The organism is Luteibacter sp. GL_149, assembly GCF_057834065.1.
The window spans coordinates 1883886-1904490 of the sequence record NZ_CM174395.1 but is presented as its reverse complement, the minus strand read 5'-3'; the positions used below and the strand labels follow the sequence as shown (position 1 = coordinate 1904490).

General features: G+C 62.9%; 18 protein-coding genes and 3 tRNA genes. 10 read left to right on the top strand and 11 right to left on the bottom strand.

Features of this window, described 5'->3' with window-relative positions; translation table 11 throughout:
- Nucleotides 1–159: 159 nt before the first annotated feature.
- Nucleotides 160–933 carry an FKBP-type peptidyl-prolyl cis-trans isomerase gene (locus AC3IR3_RS08715; protein WP_489196498.1) on the bottom strand — a complete coding sequence of 258 codons (774 nt, stop codon included), beginning with the start codon at nucleotides 931–933 and terminating at the stop codon, nucleotides 160–162.
- A gap of 145 nt (nucleotides 934–1078) precedes the next feature.
- Complete coding sequence (locus tag AC3IR3_RS08710; protein WP_132141547.1) at nucleotides 1079–2842, bottom strand: cation:proton antiporter; 1764 nt, start codon at nucleotides 2840–2842, stop codon at nucleotides 1079–1081.
- 228 nt (nucleotides 2843–3070) lie between these two features.
- Between AC3IR3_RS08710 and AC3IR3_RS08705 the strand changes: the two genes are divergently transcribed.
- The 3 genes from AC3IR3_RS08705 to AC3IR3_RS08695 all read left to right on the top strand — a co-directional run bounded on the left by AC3IR3_RS08705 (nucleotide 3071) and on the right by AC3IR3_RS08695 (nucleotide 3377).
- Nucleotides 3071–3146: transfer RNA gene (locus tag AC3IR3_RS08705), tRNA-Ala, on the top strand.
- Nucleotides 3147–3155: 9 nt separating this feature from the next.
- Nucleotides 3156–3231, top strand: a tRNA-Glu gene (locus tag AC3IR3_RS08700).
- A 69-nt stretch (nucleotides 3232–3300) separates the two neighbouring features.
- Nucleotides 3301–3377: transfer RNA gene (locus tag AC3IR3_RS08695), tRNA-Asp, on the top strand.
- 90 nt (nucleotides 3378–3467) lie between these two features.
- Here the strand turns inward: AC3IR3_RS08695 and AC3IR3_RS08690 are convergent.
- The gene (locus AC3IR3_RS08690) at nucleotides 3468–3875 is read right to left on the bottom strand and encodes a DUF1249 domain-containing protein (protein WP_489196899.1); all 408 of its coding nucleotides are present in this window, start codon (nucleotides 3873–3875) and stop codon (nucleotides 3468–3470) included.
- A gap of 82 nt (nucleotides 3876–3957) precedes the next feature.
- The gene (gene ppsR, locus AC3IR3_RS08685) at nucleotides 3958–4773 is read right to left on the bottom strand and encodes a posphoenolpyruvate synthetase regulatory kinase/phosphorylase PpsR (RefSeq protein WP_132141546.1); all 816 of its coding nucleotides are present in this window, start codon (nucleotides 4771–4773) and stop codon (nucleotides 3958–3960) included.
- Nucleotides 4774–4964: 191 nt separating this feature from the next.
- Here ppsR and ppsA point away from each other — a divergent pair, with 191 nt between their 5' ends.
- A complete protein-coding gene (gene ppsA, locus AC3IR3_RS08680) occupies nucleotides 4965–7337 on the top strand; it encodes a phosphoenolpyruvate synthase (RefSeq protein WP_489196497.1) in 2373 nt (790 codons plus the stop codon).
- A 310-nt stretch (nucleotides 7338–7647) separates the two neighbouring features.
- On the opposite strand, the gene AC3IR3_RS08675 is transcribed toward ppsA, so the two are convergent.
- The 3 genes from AC3IR3_RS08675 to AC3IR3_RS08665 are packed head-to-tail and all read right to left on the bottom strand — an operon-like array spanning nucleotide 7648 to nucleotide 10182.
- On the bottom strand, nucleotides 7648–8421 hold the full coding sequence (locus tag AC3IR3_RS08675; RefSeq protein ID WP_489196496.1) for a DeoR/GlpR family DNA-binding transcription regulator: 774 nt from the start codon (nucleotides 8419–8421) through the stop codon (nucleotides 7648–7650).
- Entirely contained in the window at nucleotides 8418–9044 is a 627-nt protein-coding gene (locus AC3IR3_RS08670; RefSeq protein WP_489196495.1) for an HAD family hydrolase, read from the bottom strand. Before AC3IR3_RS08670 ends, AC3IR3_RS08675 begins: the two co-directional genes overlap by 4 nt.
- A 10-nt stretch (nucleotides 9045–9054) precedes the next feature.
- Entirely contained in the window at nucleotides 9055–10182 is a 1128-nt protein-coding gene (locus AC3IR3_RS08665) for an MFS transporter (RefSeq protein WP_489196494.1), read from the bottom strand.
- Nucleotides 10183–10301: 119 nt separating this feature from the next.
- Here AC3IR3_RS08665 and lexA point away from each other — a divergent pair, with 119 nt between their 5' ends.
- The 5 genes from lexA (at nucleotide 10302) to AC3IR3_RS08640 (ending at nucleotide 16659) form a co-directional block, all read left to right on the top strand.
- Nucleotides 10302–10925 (top strand): transcriptional repressor LexA, encoded by a 624-nt coding sequence (lexA, locus tag AC3IR3_RS08660; RefSeq protein ID WP_489196493.1) that lies wholly within the window; start codon nucleotides 10302–10304, stop codon nucleotides 10923–10925.
- Between the two features lie 2 nt (nucleotides 10926–10927).
- A complete protein-coding gene (imuA, locus tag AC3IR3_RS08655; protein WP_489196492.1) occupies nucleotides 10928–11557 on the top strand; it encodes a translesion DNA synthesis-associated protein ImuA in 630 nt (209 codons plus the stop codon).
- A gap of 73 nt (nucleotides 11558–11630) precedes the next feature.
- Nucleotides 11631–13040 (top strand): Y-family DNA polymerase, encoded by a 1410-nt coding sequence (locus AC3IR3_RS08650; RefSeq protein WP_489196491.1) that lies wholly within the window; start codon nucleotides 11631–11633, stop codon nucleotides 13038–13040.
- Nucleotides 13013–16186: an error-prone DNA polymerase gene (locus tag AC3IR3_RS08645; protein ID WP_489196490.1), complete on the top strand. Its 3174-nt coding sequence runs from the start codon at nucleotides 13013–13015 to the stop codon at nucleotides 16184–16186. Before AC3IR3_RS08650 ends, AC3IR3_RS08645 begins: the two co-directional genes overlap by 28 nt.
- A gap of 191 nt (nucleotides 16187–16377) precedes the next feature.
- Complete coding sequence (locus tag AC3IR3_RS08640) at nucleotides 16378–16659, top strand: hypothetical protein (RefSeq protein ID WP_489196489.1); 282 nt, start codon at nucleotides 16378–16380, stop codon at nucleotides 16657–16659.
- 98 nt (nucleotides 16660–16757) lie between these two features.
- On the opposite strand, the gene AC3IR3_RS08635 is transcribed toward AC3IR3_RS08640, so the two are convergent.
- Both AC3IR3_RS08635 and AC3IR3_RS08630 read right to left on the bottom strand, forming a co-directional pair.
- Entirely contained in the window at nucleotides 16758–16982 is a 225-nt protein-coding gene (locus tag AC3IR3_RS08635) for an RNA-binding S4 domain-containing protein (RefSeq protein WP_489196488.1), read from the bottom strand.
- A gap of 50 nt (nucleotides 16983–17032) precedes the next feature.
- Nucleotides 17033–18034 carry an MBL fold metallo-hydrolase gene (locus AC3IR3_RS08630; RefSeq protein WP_489196487.1) on the bottom strand — a complete coding sequence of 334 codons (1002 nt, stop codon included), beginning with the start codon at nucleotides 18032–18034 and terminating at the stop codon, nucleotides 17033–17035.
- 135 nt (nucleotides 18035–18169) lie between these two features.
- Here AC3IR3_RS08630 and AC3IR3_RS08625 point away from each other — a divergent pair, with 135 nt between their 5' ends.
- Nucleotides 18170–18856 carry a glutathione S-transferase N-terminal domain-containing protein gene (locus AC3IR3_RS08625; protein WP_489196486.1) on the top strand — a complete coding sequence of 229 codons (687 nt, stop codon included), beginning with the start codon at nucleotides 18170–18172 and terminating at the stop codon, nucleotides 18854–18856.
- A gap of 82 nt (nucleotides 18857–18938) precedes the next feature.
- Here AC3IR3_RS08625 and AC3IR3_RS08620 read toward each other — a convergent pair whose 3' ends face one another.
- Nucleotides 18939–19355, bottom strand: coding sequence for a ketosteroid isomerase-related protein (locus tag AC3IR3_RS08620; protein WP_489196485.1), 417 nt, complete (start codon nucleotides 19353–19355; stop codon nucleotides 18939–18941).
- Nucleotides 19356–19363: 8 nt separating this feature from the next.
- Complete coding sequence (locus AC3IR3_RS08615) at nucleotides 19364–20476, bottom strand: S-(hydroxymethyl)glutathione dehydrogenase/class III alcohol dehydrogenase (protein WP_489196484.1); 1113 nt, start codon at nucleotides 20474–20476, stop codon at nucleotides 19364–19366.
- Between the last annotated feature and the right edge of the window lie 129 nt (nucleotides 20477–20605).

The window sequence follows — 20605 nt, the reverse complement described above, 5'->3', positions numbered from 1 at the left end:
CGTTAGGCGGACGCCACGTCCACCGGGCGACACCAGCACCCTCGAGCGATCGCCGGATCAACGCCCCCACTTCCCACCCCCAATCCCCGCTCTTCCCCTTTCCACAAAAAGAAAAGGGCGCGGAGTGATCCGCGCCCTCTCTTCAAACCACTACGAAACTTACTTGCCCGCGGCGCCAGGCTGCGGACCCTGACCCGCCGGGGTCGGACCCGTCTTGACCAGTTCCACGTCGAAAATGATCGTCGCGTTCGGCGGGAAGCCGTTTTCCGGCTTGGCGCCGTAAGCGATGTTCGACGGGATGAACAGCTTGTACTTACCGCCGGTCTGCATCAGCTGCAGGCCTTCGCGGAAGCCCGGGATCACCGCGGCGAGCGGAATCTGGGCAGCAGCAGCGCCCGGATGATCGGCCGACGAATCGAACTTCTCGCCGTTCACGAACGTACCGGTGTAGTTGATCGTGACGGTGTCGTTCGGGCCCGGACGCTGACCGGTACCGGCCTGGACGACCTGGTACTGCAGGCCAGACGAGGTGACCTTCACGCCAGCAGCGGACTTGTTCTTCGCGAGGAACGCGTCGCCTTCGGTCTTGTTCTGGGCGGCAACCTTGTTGTACTCGGCTTCGGCCTTGACCTTCAGCTGAGCCACGAAGGCTTCACGAACCTGCTTGGCTTCGGCTTCCGACATGGTCGGCTTCTGGCCCGAGAGGGCCGACTGCAGCGCCTTGGCGACGGTGGCAGCATCCACTTCCTTCGCGACGAGCGGCGGCAGCGAGCTGGCAAGATCCCAACCCACGACGTAGCTGGCCTTGGTTTTGTCGACCGCGCCTGCCGGAGCAGCGGCCGGCTTGGCGGCCTGGGCGTATGCGCCCGCGGTCATGCCCAGCGCAACAGCCAGCGCGGCGGCCGTCATCGTGGGACGCAAAAAGTGCTTCATTCGATACTCCCTCATTCTTGAAAGATTCGGCGACGCCGGTACACCTCCTTGTGGAGGCAGAACGCCATTGTGCGGTGGTTCGCGCCCAGCTTGCAATGACGGTGGGTGGGACAAGGTTCACAGGAAATAGTTCATCGCGGGCTGCTTATTCCTCCGGAGCGTGCCCGGGTTTGTCCAGCGTGTCCCGCAGCGCCGCCTGAAGCCGTGCGTGAACCTGAACAAGTACGCGCCATAACAGCCATGTCAGGCCGATGCCGATGGCCACGATAACGAGCGCCACTTCGCGCGGCGGAAGGATCGTGGAGGCAAGCGCTGCCACCAGCAGGCCAAGGATCAACATAACCATCACGGGAATGATCCGGGCGAGCATGCTGCGGATCGCAAAATTTCGCGCCCCGCCCACCCGCTCGGGAATACCTAGCTCCGCCAGGAGCATGCCCAGTGCGCCCGCTTTTCGATAGGCAGCGACAATCATCGGCAATGACAGCAGTGCCGCGAGCGACCAGGCCAGGCTGCGCTTGACGGTCGGCTGACCGGCCAGCAAATCCAGGTGCAGGAATCCGCGCCGATAGGCGAAAGCGACGATGATGAATACGGCGATCACCAGCATCATGTTGATGATCACGTGCCATACGAGACGACGAATCATCTTCATGACGATGGCGCCCTGCCCCGACAGCCCCAGATTGCCCATCCAGTCCGTATAGGCATTGGCCACACCCGTCACTCGCCCCGGCAGGTGCCGCGACAGGAAGCCCGCCAGCGGGTCCGATCCACGGATCAGGTACGGCGTAAGGAAGGTCGTGAGAGCCGACACGGCGACCGCGACCGGATAAAGGAAGTTGCTGGTGACCTTGAGCGTGAGACCCAGCGACGCGATGACGAACGAGAATTCGCCGATCTGTGCCAGCCCCATGCCGACCCGCAGCGATGTCCGGCCGTCGTTGCCGGCGACGAAGCTGCCAAAGCTGCAGGTCACCACCTTTCCGACCACGACCGCGATGGTGACGATGAAGATCGGCCATGCGTATTCCATCAGCAATGCCGGGTCGATCAGCATGCCGATGGCGACAAAGAAGATGGCGCTGAACATGTCGCGCACCGGCATGATGATGCGCTCGACGCGCGCCACGCTTTCGGATTCGGCCACGATCGCGCCGATCATGAAAGCGCCCAGCGCGACGCTGTAACCCAGCTCGGTCACCAGCAGGCAGAAGCCGAAGCAAATGCCCAGTACGGCGACCAGCAGCACGTCGTTGCGGCTGACGCGCGCGATATAGTCGACCACGCGCGGCACCAGCAGCAGGCCGACCACCAGCGACACCGCCATGAACAGCCCCAACCGGCCGACGGCGGCGAAAGCGTCGGCGGCTTCCACGCCGCCGGTACTGGCGATACCGGTAAGCAGCGCCATCAGGACGATGGCGAGCAGGTCTTCGACGATCAGGATGCCGAACATCAGCTGGGCGAAACGCTCGCGCTTCAGTCCCAGGTCCTCCAGCGCCTTCATGATGATGGTGGTCGAGGAAATCGACAGCATCGCACCCAGGAACAGCGAGTCCATCGCCGACCAGGCGAAGAACCGGCCGATCTCGTAACCGATCCACACCATCAGCACGATTTCCGCGAACGCCGCGACCAGGGCGGCGCCACCGACCGCGCGGAGTTTCTTCAGGCTGAACTCGAGGCCCAGCGCGAACAGCAGCAGGATCATGCCGAGTTCGGACAACGTGCGGATCGTCTGCTCTTCATGGATGAAGATGACCGGCAGCGTGTGCGGCCCGATCAACAGGCCCGCGATGATGTAGCCGAGCACGACCGGCTGACGGAGACGCTGGAACAAAACGGTGGTGAGCCCGGCGACAAGCATCACCGTGGCGAGATCCTGGATGAAAACGAGTTCGTGCATGCGCATCCCTTATTGCGAAGGGACAGGTTAACAATTGCATTCGCATTGCGGACGCACCTGGGCCCGGTACGTCATTAAAAATTTCTCGCCACATCGACGCGAGGTGCGCGAACCTAAATACGCGCCACGATTGATCATTCCTATTTGTGTGAAATTTTTTCGAAAAAAAGTGTAACGAATGCTTGACGAAGACCAGGCCCCGCCCTATTCTTTGCGGCTTCCAGCGGCGGGGCCATAGCTCAGCTGGGAGAGCGCCTGCATGGCATGCAGGAGGTCGCCGGTTCGATCCCGGCTGGCTCCACCAACTCTATACGTCCCCATCGTCTAGAGGCCTAGGACATCACCCTTTCACGGTGGCGACCGGGGTTCGAATCCCCGTGGGGACGCCACTTCTTCGGAACAGCGAAGACGTGTGATGTAGAGAGTTGGTTTGTACGCTGGAAGATGGAAGTAAATGCGGAGCGGTAGTTCAGTCGGTTAGAATGCTGGCCTGTCACGCCGGAGGTCGCGGGTTCGAGTCCCGTCCGCTCCGCCACTTACTTTTCGATGAAAAGCCCGCCCTCTAGCGGGTTTTTTTTCGTCTGTCGTTTTTGCTGTGCCCCTCCAGCAGGAGGGGCACGAACGCTTACGGGTCCAGCCGCTCCAGCGTCCCGATCGAATGCCCCTGCTCCGCCAGGTATTCCAGCCAGCGACTCAGGAACCCGTTCATCCGCAGCCGGTGCTGAAACACCGTATCCGCCGCCGGAAAGGGACCCAGCACCTGCCACAACCGGCGCCCCGGATGGCAATGCAGCGCTTCCGCTACATGGGCGTCCGTGTACATGCGCAACTGCGCCGAAGGCGAAGGCTGACCGGTCTGCTCATCGACAAAGTCGTAGGTCAGCTCCAGTTCCAGCGTATACGGATGCCTTTCCTGGATCTGCAGCCGGACCTTGAGCCCATCGTCCACATCGGACACATACGTGCCCTGCGCCAGCCGCTGCGGTGCGAACAGCCGTGCCAGCCGGTGGTAATTCTCCGCGTACAGCCCCATCAGGAAACCGAAGCGTCCCGGGAGCAACGACGAAGAAGGGCGTTCGATGACTTCGGTCACAAGGACTCCTGTTGCCTCTTTACTAGTACATATGGCGTTCGATGCCGAGGTATTCAAAGATCTTGCTGGAGATCTCCTCGATGGACGTATGTGTCGTATTCAGTACGGGAATGTTCTCCCTGCGCATCAGCTTGTCGGCCTGTTCCAGTTCCCAGCGACACTGCTTCAGCGTGGCGTAGCGGCTGCCCGGGCGGCGCTGCTCGCGAATCTGCGCCAGACGGTTCGGGTCGATGGTCAGACCGAACAGCCGGCTGCGATAAGGGCGCAGACGCATCGGCAGTTCCAGCTTGTCGAGGTCATCGTCCGTGAGCGGATAATTGGCGGCACAGACACCGTAATGCAAGGCCATGTAAAGACAGGTCGGCGTCTTTCCCGAGCGCGAAACGCCGATCAGGACGAGGTCGGACTCGTTGTAATCCACATCCAGACCGTCGTCATGGGCCAGTGCATAGTTGGTGGCATTGATGCGCGCCTCGTAGCGCTCGAAATCCACCAGGCCATGCGAACGGTTCACCGCGCCGGAGCGCTTGGCGCCCAGCTCCTCTTCCAGGGGGTCGATAAAAGGGGCGAAAACGTCCAGCATCAGCGCGCCGCTACCCCCGACGATGTCGCACAGCGAGCGCGAGGTCATCGTATTGACCACGATCGGTCGCTGGCCGTCCTGGGCATATTTGGTCTTGATACGCAGCGCGGCCGCTTCCGCCTTCTGCGGATTGTCGATAAAGGGCAGCCGATGGGTATCGAACTGCACCCCTTCGAACTGGGCCAGCATGCTGTTTCCGATGGTTTCGGCGGTAATGCCGGTAGAGTCGGAAATGAAGAAAACGGTTCTGCGCATCGGGAACGATCCGGATCGGGCCTCTGTGATGGCACCTTAGCGCGTAAACGTTTAGCCGCACAGCGGCTGAACGTTTGTGCATCGCGCCTTGTTTCGCGGGCTCCCGGCCCCCGACAATAGAGGACTTTATTCGCGCGGCCCGTACGCCGGCCTTTCGACAAACCCTTTGACGACCCTTTGAGGAACTTCCTTTGAGCGACCTGGTGCTTTGGCTCGACGCGTTGCGCATGACCGACCTCGGCAAGGTAGGCGGCAAAAACGCCTCCCTTGGCGAAATGATCGGCAATCTGGCGAAACTTGGGGTTTCCGTGCCGGGCGGCTTCGCCACCACGGCCGACGCTTTCCAGACCTACCTCGAAAAGAGCGGTCTGGCGAAACGCATCCAGGAGCGTCTGGCGACGCTCGACGTCGACAACGTCGACGAGCTGGTGAAGGGCGGCAAGGAAATCCGCGGCTGGATCGTGGACACCGCGCTGCCCGCCGATCTGGAACAGGCGATCCGCGACGCCTATATCAAACTCTGCAAGGACGCCGGCAGCGACGACATCGCCGTCGCCGTGCGCTCCTCCGCCACGGCGGAAGACCTGCCGGACGCCTCCTTCGCCGGTCAGCAGGAAACCTTCCTCAACGTGGTCGGCATCGACGACGTGCTGCACAAGGTGAAGGAAGTCTTCGCCTCGCTCTATAACGATCGCGCCATCGCCTATCGCGTCCACCAGGGCTTCAAGCACGAGGACGTCTTCCTGTCCGCCGGCGTGCAGCTGATGATCCGTTCCGACGTCGGCGCCTCAGGCGTGCTCTTCACGCTGGATACCGAATCGGGCTTCCGCGACGTCGTCTTCGTCACCGGCTCGTACGGCCTGGGCGAGATGGTCGTGCAGGGCGCCGTCAATCCGGACGAGTTCTACGTCTTCAAGCCCACGCTCAACCAGGGCAAGCCGGCCGTCCTGCGCCGCAGCCTCGGCGCCAAGCAGCAGCGCATGGTCTATTCCGACCAGCCCGGCGAGCGCGTGCGCATCGAGGAAACGCCGGCCGCCGACCGCCACCGCTTCTGCATCGACGATGCCGACGTGCAGGAACTGGCGAAGCAGTCGCTCGTCATCGAAAAGCACTACGGCCGCCCGATGGACATCGAGTGGGCGAAGGACGGCCACACCGGCAAGCTGTACATCGTGCAGGCCCGCCCGGAAACCGTGAAATCGCGCTCCACCACGACCACGCTCGAGCGCTTCCAGCTCAACGAGCGCAGCAAGATCCTCACCGAGGGTCGCGCCATCGGCCAGAAGATCGGTGCCGGCAAAGCGCGCGTCATCCGCTCGCTGGCCGACATGAACAAGGTACAGCCCGGCGACGTGCTGGTAGCCGACATGACCGACCCCGACTGGGAGCCAGTGATGAAGCGCGCCGCCGCGATCGTCACCAACCGCGGCGGCCGCACCTGCCACGCGGCGATCATCGCGCGCGAACTCGGCGTACCCGCCGTCGTGGGTTGCGGTAACGCGCTGGAAACCATTCCCGACGGTGCGGACGTTACCGTGTCCTGCGCCGAAGGCGACACCGGAACGATCTACGAAGGCATCCTGAAGTTCGACCGCATCACGGCCGATCTGGGTCACATGCCCGAAGCGCCGCTGAAGATCATGATGAATGTGGCCAACCCGGAACGCGCCTTCGACTTCGGCATGCTGCCGAACGCGGGCATCGGCCTGGCCCGTCTGGAAATGATCATCGCCAGCCACATCGGCGTGCATCCGAAGGCGTTGCTCGAATACGCGAAGCAGGACGCCGAAATCAAGGCACGCATCGACGCGCGCATCGCCGGCTACGCCGATCCGGTCACGTTCTATGTCGACCGCCTCGCGGAAGGCATCTCCACCATCGCCGCCTCGGTCTATCCGAAGCCGGTCATCGTGCGCCTGTCCGACTTCAAGTCGAACGAATATGCCGGCCTGCTTGGCGGCTCGCGCTACGAACCGCACGAAGAGAACCCGATGATCGGCTACCGCGGCGCCAGCCGTTACGTCGATCCCGGCTTCGCCGATTCGTTCGCGCTGGAATGCCGTGCGGCGAAATACGTGCGCGAAGAAATGGGCTTCACCAACGTGTGGATCATGATTCCGTTCGTGCGCACGCTGGACGAAGGCCGCAAGGTCATCGAAGTGCTGAAGAAGAACGGCCTGACCCAGGGCGAGAACGACCTGAAGGTCATCATGATGTGCGAGGTGCCGTCGAACGCACTGCTCGCCGACGAATTCCTCGACATCTTCGACGGCTTCTCGATCGGCTCGAACGACCTCACACAGCTGACCCTCGGTCTCGACCGCGATTCGAGCATCGTCGCCAACCTCTTCGACGAGCGCGATCCGGCCGTCAAGAAGCTGCTGTCGATGGCCATCCAGTCGGCCCGTGCCAAGGGCAAGTACATCGGCATCTGCGGCCAGGGCCCGTCCGATCATCCGGATCTGGCCGAATGGTTGATGGAACAGGGTATCGAGTCGGTGTCGCTGAACCCGGATACGGTGGTGGATACATGGCTGCGACTGGCCAAGAAAAAGGCTGGCTAAAAAAAGCTACTGAGAGCGACACGAAAACGGCGGGCTCGAAGCCCGCCGTTTTTTTGTGCTCGATTCAGGAGGGACGCGGTGAGCACGACGACCGTCAACCCTTTATTGTCGCTCCTGCGTAGGTGTATGGACCGGGGACATAGGTAACAGGTGTGCGGGGACATGGGTTACACCTTGGGCGGACTTTTTCGCTCAAGAGGTGCCCATCCCGTGACCTGGAAGGAAGCAACCCCTATGTCCCAACGTACCGAGCACGCAGGCAGGAGTGACGATGAGGGATAGATGAAACGTTACGACCTCGATGGCGCGACTATGCCAGATGCACCGACACCCCGGCCGCCCGGTACGCCTCGACCGCAACGGCATCCGTACCGCTCGCCACCACCAGATGCGCGATCGCCCCCACCGGGGCCGTGAAATGCGTCGCCGCGGCAATCAGCTTGTCCGGGGTAGCCACCGCGATCGTCTCGCCGCTGGCTTCGATCAGCGCCTGCTTTAGCACCACCTCTTCGGTGTCGTACGTCCACAAGCCATGTACCGGATCGATCGAACAGATCCCGGGGAAACACAGGTCGGCACGAATACCCTGAGCCTGACGTACCGTCAGCGATCCGATGGCACCACCGATCTTGGGATGTATCCGCCCTCCAAGCAGCAAGACCTCGAAGCCGGGACGTCCGAGCACGGCGGCAGCCACGTCCGGCGCATTCGTGACCACGGTCAGATCGCGATGCTCGGGCAGTGCCGAAGCGATCGCGGTATTCGTCGAACCGGCGTCGATGAAGATGATCTGTCCGCTGCCGACGAGTCCGGCAGCGATCTGCGCAAGCGCGCGCTTGAGCTCCGCGTTTTCGGTATGCCGTACGCTGAGGGGCGCGACCTGCCCCATCAGCAACGCACCGCCATATACACGCTTGCACAGCCCCTGCGCCGAGAGTTCGCGCAGGTCGCGCCGGATCGAATCTTCCGACACGCGAAACTCGACGGCGAGGTCGGCCGCGATCACCCTGCCCTCGCGATTCAGACGATCGACGATCGACCGCTGGCGCTCGCCCGGCAACGCAACATCGACAGGCATATTCATTTCGGCAGGAATCCGAGGCCAACCAGTTCCGCGCGCAACTGCGCCGGCGTATGGAAATGGATACCGTGGATGCCGAAGGTTTCGGCGGCCTCCACATTCCGCGCGTTGTCGTCGATGAAGACGGCACGCGCGGGATCGATGTCGTAGCGCTCCAGCAGGGTGCGATAAATCCGCTCGTCGGGCTTGATCAGCTTTTCCTCGCCCGATACGACGATGCCGTCGAACCATTCGAGGAAATCGAAACGCTCGCGAGCGATGGGAAACGTTTCCTGCGACCAGTTGGTCAGGCCGTAAAGCGGATGCCCCGCATCTTTCAGTTCGCGCAGGATATGCAGACTATCGTCGATGGGCCCACGCAGGGTTTCTTCCCAGCGGTGCTGGAACGCGGCGATCAGTTCGCCATGCGTCGGATGGATCGCGGTAAGCGCCTCGACCGCTTCGTCCCACGGACGGCCGGCATCCTGGGCGAGGTTCCATTCGGTCGTGGTCACCTCGGCAAGGAAGCGCTCCATGCCAGCCTCGTCGTCGCCGAACAGCTTGCGGTACAGATAACGCGGATTCCAGTCGATCAGCACGCCGCCGAAATCGAAGATCACCACATCGCGTTTATGGTTGGAATGCATGGGAATCTCCTTAGCGGCGCGCGATGTTCGCGCTCAGGGTAACAAGCAGAAGCAGTGCGCCGATGCCGAAGAGCGCGATGGGCAGACTGCTGGCGTGGGCGGCGAAACCGATGGCGGCCGGACCGGCCAGCATGCCGGCGTAACCCAGCGACGTGACGGTCGCGATGGCGATACCCGCCGATGTACCCGGCTGACGTCCCGCGGCGCTGAAAAGTATCGGCACGATATTGGAAGCCCCGATACCCACCAGCACGAAGCCCAGCAGACCCGCGTAGCCCCAAGGCAGCGTCGTCGCCACGATGAAGCCGATGGCGGCGATCAGGCTACCGATGCGCACGATCGTCACCGGTCCGATGGCGGCGGTAACCCGGTCGCCCAACAAACGTCCCGTCGCCATCGCCACGGAAAATGCGGCGTAACCGATACCTGCGGTCGATACGTCGAAGCCACGCGAGAAACGCAGGAAGACGGCACTCCAGTCGAGCATCGCGCCTTCGGCCAGGAACACGATCAGGCACAGGAAACCCAGCAGCAGGACAGCAGCCGACGGCATGCGGAAAATCGTGTGCCCCTGCGTTGCGTCGTCGTCGATATGCGCGAGCAGGTGCTTCCATTGAGTAGCGACGATCGCCAGCAGCAGGACGGACACCGCGACAGCGCAACCACCCAGTGGCGCACCCGCGCGCAGCAGTGCCGCCATGCCCGCCGAACCGACCAGACCGCCCACGCTGAACAGCCCATGGAAACCCGACATCAGCGGACGCCCGGCATGTTTCTCGACATCGACGGCATGCGCATTCATGGCCACGTCGACGACACCCAGCGATCCGCCGAAAAACACCAGCGCGACGCCGAGCCACACCGCCGACGAGGCGACGGTCAGAAGCGGCAGCGCGATGCAGAGCAGCAAGGCGCTGATCCCGATGACATGGCGATTGCCATAGCGATGGGTGAGGAATCCGGCCAGCGGCATGGCAGCCGTCGCACCGCAGCCCATACACAGCAGGACCAGTCCAAGGTTCGCATCGTCCAGTCCAAGGCGCGCCTTGGCGTAGGGAACCATCGGGGCCCAACTGGCCATGCCGATGCCGGAGAGCAGGAAGATAAGCCGGGTAGCGCGTGCGGCGGGGGCAATCATGGGAAGACTCGCGGAGACGAATGCGCATCAATGTACGCAATCATGCAAAAACGTGCAATAGAAAAATGCATCGAAATGGCCTATTGCATCGCCCCCGCCATGTACGTACATTTGTACACATGGCCACACCCACCCTTACCGACCGTCAGCAAAAGACCCTCGCCTTCCTTCAGGAATACCTGCAATCGCAGGGACTGCCGCCCACGCTGCGCGAGATCGCCGATGCCCTCGGTTTTCCCAGCCACAGTTCGGCACAGGCCTGCGTGGAGTCGCTGGTCCGCAAGGGCGTCATCGAACGTTCGCCCCAGCACCGCGGTCTGCGCCTGCCCGCCAGCCTGACGATGTCCCCGCGCATGCCGGGCAACGCATTGCCGCTGATCGGTCGCGTCGCCGCGGGCTCGCCGATCCTCGCCGAAGAAAACATCGAGTCGCAGCTGGAGATCGATCCGGCCATGTTCCGGCCCCGCGCCGATTATCTGCTTCGCGTCGTGGGCATGAGCATGCGCGACGTCGGCATCCTCGACGGCGATTTCCTCGCCGTGCATCGCACGCCCACCGCCAGCGACGGCCAGATCGTCGTTGCCCGGCTGGACGACGAAGTCACGGTGAAGCGCCTGAAACACGAACGGGGCAAGTTGCTTCTGATGCCCGCCAATCCCGATTTCGAGCCGATCGAAGTCGACCCCCGTCGCCACGCGTTCGCCATCGAAGGGCGTTACGTCGGCATCATTCGCAGGACCTGACCATGAACGCCATCGCCGCACCGACTCTCGCCCAGGTTCTAGACCATCCAGGTATCTGGCGCCGTTCCGCCGAGCGGCAGCCGCGCGTCCGCGCGCTGCCCACCGGTTGGGAATCGCTCGATGCGAAGCTGCCCGGCGGTGGCTGGCCGCAGGGCGCACTCAGCGAAATCCTGTTCGAACACGACGGGCTGGGCGAACTCGATCTGGTGATGCCCGCCCTCGCGGCGCTGACCCAGGAACATCGCCGCGTCATCTTCGTCGCGCCGCCCTACCTGCCCTACGCACCTGCCCTCGTGGCCGCCGGCGTCGACCTGCGATTCCTGCACGAAATCCACGCCGGCTCCACCGAAGCCGCCTGGAGCATGGAGCAATGCCTGCGTTCGGGCTGCTGCGGCGCCGTGGTCGGCTGGTTGCCCGATATCGACTACCGCAGTCTGCGCCGACTGCAACTGGCCGCCGAAAGCGGCGATGCCTGCGCGATGATTTTCCGCCCGGCGCAACATGCCGCGCACAACAGCCCCGCGGCACTACGCCTGAAGGTCAGCAACAGCGACGAGGCCACGTATGTGGATGTCCTCAAGTCGCGCGGTCTGCTGACCACCACCGCTCCGTTACTGCGCATGCGTGCCTGATGAATCCGGTCATGACGCTTACGTTTCGTAGTCGTCGTGACGCCGGGTTCTTCGACACCAGGACAACGCGGTCATGCTTTGGGCCTGCCTCCGGTTTCCCGGCCTGGCGTTCTCCGCCGCCTTCGCCGCGACACCGGAGGCAGGCCCCTCCGCTTTACTGGATAACCGGGCGCGCAAACGCGTCATCGCCGCCGTCAGTCCCGAAGCCGCCGACGCAGGTGTAAAGCGGGGACAAAGTCTCGCCGCCGCGCGTGCACTCTGCCCCTCTCTTGCCGTGCGTCCGCGCGATCGCGCTGCCGAAGCGCGCCTGCTCGCCGAACTGGCCGCATGGTGTTATCAGTTCAGCGGACACGTTAGCCTGGTTTCCCCGAATGCCCTGCTGATAGAAGCGGGCGCCAGCCTGCGCCTGTTCGACGGTTGGCCCGTTCTGGCCGCACGGTTGAAGGAAGGGCTTGCGGCACAGGGCCATGTCTATACCATCGCGGCCGCGCCTTTCGCCGCAGCCGCCTGGGTTTTCGCGGCCACCTCCGACGGCATGGTGTTGCCGCAGCCCGAAGGCGTCGTTCGTATGCTCGGCACGCTGACGCTCGCCCAGAGCGGCCTGCCTTCGTCCACGGTCAAGGCGCTGTCGTCGATGGGCTTCCGGCGCATGGACGAGGTATTCCGCCTGCCACGCCCCGAGCTCACGCGACGCATTGGACGGGATGGCATCGAATGGCTCGATCGCCTGCGCGGCCAAACCTCCCATGTACTGCCCGCGTGGCAACCTCCGGCCGATTTTCGCCAGCGCATCGAGTTCGACAGCGAGCTGGATGGCAGCCAGCCCCTGCTCTTTCCGCTGCGCCGTCTGACACGTTCGCTGGCCAATCTGCTCGCCGCACGCGATGGGGGCGTGCAGCGCTTCGTTCTTACCCTCGAGCATGCCCGTGGCGAAGCAACCCACGTCACGGTCGCCATGGCGGCACCGCAGCGCGATGCGGAACGCCTGTTCGAACTGGCGCGCACGCGCCTGGAACGCACGACGCTTCCGGCGCCGGCCCGCGGCATGGAACTGCATGCCGAACAATTACCCATGTTCCGGCCGCCCGTACGCGATCTGTTCGAACCGGTGCATGGCGATGGCCTCGACTGGCCCACGCTGGACGAACGTCTGCGCGCACGTCTTGGCGATGCCGCGCTACGGCAGATCGCCCTCATCGCGGACCATCGCCCCGAGCGCGCGTCGCGTTACGGCATGCCCACCACGCTGGTCCTTCCCGAAGGCCGACGACGGCCGCTATGGCTGCTGCCTCGCCCGTTGATCATGCGTCCCGACCCCGTCGCGGTACTGGCGGGACCCGAACGTATCGAAAGCGGTTGGTGGGATGGCCACGACACGCGCAGGGACTATTACATTGTGCGTACCGCGCACGGTCAACGCGCGTGGGCTTATCTGCCTTCCGGCACGCTGGACGGATGGATGCTGCATGGCTGGTTCGCCTGATGTTTCCCCTGGACCTGCCTCCCGCCAACGACGACGTATCCGAACTGCCCGGTTACGTCGAGCTGCATGCGCTCAGCGATTTCAGTTTCCAGCGCGGCGCATCCTGCGCGCGCGAACTGTTCGAACGCGCGCGCGACATCGGCTACGAAGCGCTGGCCATCACTGACGAATGTTCGCTGTCGGGCATTGTGCGCGGCCTGGAAGCTTCGTTGGCCACCGGCATCGACCTCATCGTCGGAAGCGAGCTGCGCCTGACCGACGGTCCCGTCGTCGTGCTTCTGGTCGAAAACCATGCCGGCTATACCGAGCTGTGCCGGTTGATCACACTGGGCCGGCGTCGCGCGCCCAAAGGGCACTACGAACTTCACCGCGCCGATCTGGAAAACCTTGCCGATGGACTGTGCGTACTCTGGATACCCGGCCCGCTGGCTGCGGTCCGCGCCAGCCGGAACGACGAGTACGCGACATGGGTGGCGCGATACTTTTCCAGCCGCGCATGGATGGCCGTCGAACTGCATCGCGGTCAGCACGACGACGCCGAACTGGCCGCGCTGCTCGCGCTATCCGGACGTCACGGCATCCCCTGCGTTGCCGCCGGCGACGTCCATATGCATACACGACGGCGCCGTGTGCTGCAGGATGTCATGACCGCCATTCGCCTGAATGTCCCCGTGGCCGACGCCGGCTATGCGCTATTTCCCAATGGCGAACGCCACCTGCGCAAGCGCAAGGTACTGGCCCGCATCTATCCCCGCGAACTGCTCGACGAGACGCTACGTGTCGCCGCGCGCTGTCGCGGGTTCGATATTCGCAAGATCAACTACGTGTATCCGCGCGAACTCGTACCCGAAGGGCTCGAGGCGCCGGATTATCTGCGCCGGCTCGTCGAGGAAGGCGCGCAACGCCGATGGCCCCAAGGACCCGGCAAGTCATACCTCGACCTGATCGAGAAAGAACTCGCGCTCATCGCGAAACTGAAGTACGAAGCTTTCTTCCTCACCGTCTATGACATCGTACGTTTCGCGCGCAGCCGGAACATTCTTTGCCAGGGCCGGGGATCGGCAGCCAATTCGATCGTCTGCTTCTGTCTCGGCATCACCGAGGTCAGCCCCAAACGGACGGCCATGCTCTTCGAGCGGTTCATTTCCGAACAACGCGACGAACCGCCCGACATCGACGTTGACTTCGAACACGAGCGCCGCGAGGAAGTACTGCAATACGTCTTCGAGAAGTACGGCCGCGAACGTGCCGCACTGGCCGCCACCGTCATCACATACGGGCACAAGAGCGCCTCGCGCGATATCGGCCGCGCACTGGGGTTGTCGGAAGACCAACTGGATCAGCTGAGCCAGGCCTATTCCCATGCACATGGCGACGTGTCCATCTCCGAGCGCCTGAGCGAACGGGGATTCGACCTTGGCAGCCGCACAATTCGCTTGTTGATCCCTCTGGTGGAACTGCTTCATGGCATGCCGCGGCATCTTTCCCAGCATGTAGGAGGTTTCGTCATTTCCGACACGCCGCTCCACTCGCTGGTACCGATCGAGAATGCAGCCATGGACAACCGCACCATCATCCAGTGGGACAGGGACGATCTGGAGACGATGAAGCTGCTGAAGGTAGATTGTCTCGCGCTGGGCATGCTCACCTGCCTGCGCAAGGCAATGGACATGTTGCGCGAACATCGCGATGTCGATTATCCGCAGTTGGCGGACATCCCCGAGAACGACGACCGTACCTACGAAATGATCCAGCGCGCCGATACCGTTGGCGTCTTCCAGATCGAATCGCGTGCGCAAATGTCGATGCTGCCCAGGCTAAAGCCCGCAAATTATTACGACCTGGTCATCCAGGTCGCGATCGTGCGTCCCGGCCCCATCCAGGGCGGCATGGTTCACCCTTTCCTGCAACGGCGAAAGCTTCCACCCGAGAGCATCGTCTACGAGAAAAATGTGCGCCCCGTACTCGAACGCACGCTCGGCATACCTATTTTTCAGGAGCAGGTCATGCGGCTGCTTCAGGTGGTAGCCAAGTTCTCACCTTCCGACTCCGACGACCTGCGCCGGTCGATGGCAGCGTGGAAGCGCCGTGGCGGCGTGGGGAAATTCGAACCGCGCATCCGTCGCGAAATGGCGGAAAACGAATATCCCGACGAATTCATCCAGCAAATCATCAACCAGATAAAGGGTTTCGGCAGCTATGGCTTCCCGGAATCGCACGCGGCGGGTTTCGCCTTGCTCGCTTACGCGTCCTCTTACATCAAGTGTCATTACCCGGCGATCTTTACCTGCGCGCTGCTGAACAGTCAGCCGATGGGTTTCTACGCTCCGGCCCAGCTCGTTCAGGACCTGCGCCAGCAAGGCGTCGAAGTGCGTCCGCCCGATGTCACCGCCAGCGACTGGGACTGCACTCTCGAACGTACGTCGCGATCCGACCATCCGCATGCGCTCCGTCTTGGCCTGCGCATGATCGCGGGCTTGTCCCAGCCATTGGGCGAACGCATCGCCAGCACGCGACGCCAGGCGCCTTTCCAGAGTCTGGCGGACCTCAGCCAGCGCGCCGCGCTGAGCCGCTTCGAGCGCGAGCGTCTTGCGGACGCCGGCGCTCTTCAGGTATTAAGCGGCCATCGCCATCGCGCGCGCTGGGAAAGTTCGGGTATCGAGCGCGCTCTGCCCCTGCTCGACAGCAGCCACGCGTCCGAAGCACGGCCGACGCTGCGGCCGCCCTCCCTCGCCGAAAACGTTTTCGCGGACTACGCCACGCACGGCCTGTCCCTGCAGGCGCATCCGGTCGGACTGATTCGCCATCGGCTGGACAGTCGACGCGTGCGCAAAGCGCGCGATCTGATCAACGTCCGTCACAGCGCATGGGTCCGTCATGCCGGACTGGTCACGGTGCGGCAACGACCCCAGACCGCCAGCGGTATCACCTTCGTGACGTTGGAGGACGAAACCGGGCAAGTGAATGTCGTCGTTCGCCCAAAGGTCGCCGAGGCCTGTCGCCATGCATTGCTCGATGCCGTACTGCTCGCCGTCGACGGCCAGTGGCAATCGATCGAGGGCGTGCGTCACCTGGTGGCCCGCACGCTGCACGATTACAGCGATTTGTTGCCGGTCATGGGCTCGGTTTCGCGCGACTTCCACTGACGGTAGGGCAATGTTCACGGTTGCGCCGTCACCTGAACGAATACCTTCGAAATTGCTGCCATGCAACAGCAAACACCGTAAGAAAAAGGTAGCGTCAGCATCCGACGCATTCCCCGGTCTTTGCTTATGCGATGCTCTTACGCGCCGCGCATCGCTTCAACCAAGGCGCCATAGTTCTTTAGGAGATAGTCATGCGCAACACCAATAAACTGATGCTTTCGATGGTGCTCGGCTGTATGACCCTGAGCGGTGCAGCCATCGCTCAGGATTCCATGGCCGCTAAGCCAGCCGCGGCCGGTACCTCGGCCATGGCGCACGATTCCATGTCGAAAGACAGCATGTCGAAAGATTCCATGTCCAGCGACAAGCCGATGAAGCACGCGAAACATAAGAAAGCCGATTCCATGAAGAAGGATGCGACCGATTCCAGCGGCGCGATGGCCCCGGCGGCAACGTCGACCTCGGGCAAGTAAACCGCGCCCATGCGAAAAGCCCGGCGCATGCGCCGGGCTTTTTTTGTTCTTCGCGAATTTGCTTTTGTGCGGGAACGCGCTCCCTCACAACAACGGGATCAGTCGATTTCGGGAAGAACGCTGATCTCCACGTCGCCCAGGGTAACCAGTTGCCCGGCGCGCACTTTGAACGTCTTGCGCAGCTCGACCGCGCCGTCGACCGATACCAGACCTTCGGCGACCAGCCGCTTGCCCGCGCCGCCGCTGTCGCATACGCCGACCAGCTTCAGTAACAGATTAAGTTCGACATAATCGCCTTCGAGGCGAAGTTCCAGAAGCTGCATGACGATTCCGCGTTCAGACCAGAGCGGCCGCCATTAGAACGCAAACCACGTCATCTGTCCGTTTCGCGTAGCGCCAGCCGCTCGCCAATGCGCAGGGCACGGAAATCGTCCTGCCCGATTCCTTCGGCCAGCAGCGCCTCGGCCAGCAGCTCGGGCGGCTCGTCCAGGGACTCGTCGGCCAGTTCGAAGACACCCCAGTGGATCGCCATCGACCGGACGCAGCCAAGCTCGCGATGCAGTCTGACGGCCTGTGCGGGATCGACATGCTGACCGCCCATGAACCAGCGCGGCGCATACGCGCCGATCGGGATAGCCGCCAGATCGATGGTCCCCAGGCGCGAGGCGATCTCCGCCAGCTTCTCGGAATAACCCGTATCTCCCGCGAACCAGAAGCGAAAGCCTTCGTGCTCCATCACCCAGCCGCCCCACAAGGTGCGGTTCGTGTCCCAGGGTGTACGCGCGCTCCAGTGCCTTGCCGGTACCAGCGTGAACGTCGCGCCCGCCACGGTCGTACTTTCCCACCAGTCGAGTTCGCGCACATTGCCTATGCCGGCCTGCGCGAACCAGCGCCCCAGGCCAAGCGGCACGACAAACACCACATCCGGGAAACGCTTTACCAGCGCACGTACCGTCGTGCCGTCGAGATGGTCGTAATGATTGTGCGACAGCATCACCACGTCGATGCGGGGCAGATCCGCGACCGTGGCCGGCGTGGGCGTACGCCGCTCAGGCCCCGCGAAAGACAGCGGCGACGCGCGTCGCGACAGCACCGGATCGGTAACGACATGCAATCCGCCCCGGCGAACCAGCACGGTCGCATGCCCCAGCCACCAGGCCGCATCGCCGGCGGTCGCGAAATCTGCCGGTTGCCACCAGCGCGTGACGAAGTCTTCGTAACCTTTCTCCGGTGCTTTCGGCAGCCCGGCTTCGCGACGTTCGCGCCGCCAGCGCTTCAGGTCGCCGGACACGCGGGTGTCCGGCTCCAGATTGCGAAAACCGGTGGGCGTGTGATGCGGACGGGAAGGATCGTAGAAAGGATTCGTATAAGGCATGGGCTGAGTGGCGAACGGCTGTGCTTCCCTTACTGAGGCTGCCGAGGCGGTGGTTCAAGGCTTTCGCCCGGAACTGGTTCCCCTCGAAAAAACCAAAGTCGGCACAATGTCGACGCAAACCCAAAGGAGCCACCTATGATCGATCTGCATTACTGGGGCACACCCAACGGACTCAAGGCCCGGCTGTGTCTCGAGGAAGCCGGGCTGGACTATCGCATCGTGCCGGTCGATATCGGCAAGGGCGAACAGTTCGAACCCGATTTCCTGAAGATCTCGCCGAACAACCGCATTCCGGCCATCGTGGACCACGCGCCCACGAACGGCGGCCCGCCTATATCGATTTTCGAGTCCGGCGCGATCCTGCTTTATATCGCCGAAAAAACCGGCAGCCTGCTGCCTGCCGACACGCGCGGCAGGTTCGATGCACTGCAGTGGCTGTTCTGGCAGGTGGGCGGCCTCGGGCCGATGGCGGGACAGGCCGGCCATTTCCGCGTCTACGCACCCGAGCCCGTGCCGTATGGCATCGATCGTTACACGCGTGAAGTCACGCGCCTGTACGGCGTCATGGACAAGCGGCTGGCCGATCGCGAATTCCTGGCCGGCACCTATTCGATCGCCGATATCGCCAGCTATCCCTGGATTGTCCCGCACGCGGCGCACGGACAGGACCTGGATGCGCATCCGCATCTGCGTCGATGGTTCGAGACCATCGCGGCACGCGAGGCCACGAAGCGTGCTTACGTGGACAGCCGCGATACGTACTCGGCCAAACCGCAGATGAGCGACGAAGAGCGGGCGGTGTTGTTCGGAAAGACGAAGTAAAGGTTCGACGAGCGCCCGACGTACCTGTGGGAGCGCGCCTGCGCGCTCCCACAAGGGGCACGAAGACTGGTTGGCCCAGGCCTCAATCGACGTCGATGCGCCTTACCTGCCCCAGCCATTCTTCCAGGTTGTAGTAGTTGCTGATGCGCGCGATCTTGCCGTCGACCACATCGAAGAACGCACCGCCCGGCAATACATAAGACTGGCCTTGCGCCAGCGGCAAGCCATCGTCCGTTGCCTTGTACACACCGTGCACGACGTACTCGGCCGCGGCGCGGGTACCCGTCGCGTCGGCCATGATGACGACGTTCTTAAGCTGTTCGCTGTAACTCGTATTCATGCGTTCGAGGAAGCGCGCGAACGTGTCGCGTCCCGTTTCCCGCCCGCTCTGATTGATGTCGTGCGCGACGTGGTCGGTAAGCAAGCCGAGCATGGCGGGCCAGTCGGCCCGATTGAACGCATCGTAATAGCGGCGGATCAGTTCGATCGTTTCGTTCATCGGGGGACTCAGTAGACGATAACGGAGCGGATGGACTTGCCTTCGTGCATCAGGTCGAAGGCCTTGTTGATGTCCTCGAGCCCCATCGTATACGTGATCATGGGATCGATCTTGATTTCGCCGCCCATATAACGCTCGACATAGCCGGGCAACTGGCTGCGGCCCTTCACGCCACCGAATGCCGAACCGCGCCAGACGCGACCGGTCACAAGTTGGAACGGACGGGTGCGGATTTCCTGACCCGCACCGGCGACACCGATGATGATCGATTCGCCCCAGCCCTTGTGGCAGCACTCCAGCGCGGCACGCATGACGTCGACGCTGCCGATGCACTCGAAGGAATAGTCCACGCCGCCATCCGTCAGGTCGACAATCACCTGCTGGATCGGGGTATCCGGATAGTCGCGCGGATTCACGCAATCGGTGGCGCCGAGCATCTTCGCCATCTCGAACTTCGACGGATTGGTATCGACCACGACGATGCGCCCCGCCTTCGCCATCACCGCACCCTGCACCACCGAAAGACCGATACCGCCCAGGCCGAAGACGGCAACGGACGCGCCGGGTTCCACTTTGGCGGTATTCAGCACCGCGCCGATGCCGGTAGTGACGCCGCAGCCGAGCAGGCAGACCTTGTCGAGCGGCGCATTCTTATTGATTTTCGCCAGGGAGATTTCCGGGACAACGGTGTATTCGCTGAACGTACTGGTCCCCATGTAGTGCAGCAGCGGCTTGCCGCCCAGCGAAAAGCGCGAGGTGCCGTCGGGCATCAGGCCCTTGCCCTGGGTCACGCGGATCTTCTGGCAGAGGTTGGTCTTGCCGGAGAGGCAGAATTTGCACTCGCCACATTCGGGCGTATAGAGAGGAATGACGTGGTCGCCCGGCTTCAGCGTCGTGACGCCCTCGCCCACCTCTTCGACCACGCCACCGCCCTCGTGCCCGAGGACGACCGGAAACATGCCTTCCGGATCGTCGCCGGAGAGCGTGAAGGCATCCGTATGGCAGACACCGGTAGCCACGATGCGAACCAGCACCTCTCCCGCCCTCGGGCCGGCGACGTCGATTTCCTCGATGGAGAGGGGCTTTCCAGCTTCCCAGGCAACGGCGGCGCGAGATTTCATCGGTGGCTATCCTTTTACAATGATCGGTCGAAGGCCCTGCTGACACTGGCCGAATCGTGAATTCTAGCCATCCTGGAGCAGGACGATTAGTCGTCCCCCGGGTGAATCATCTTTACAGGAGAGCAAAGA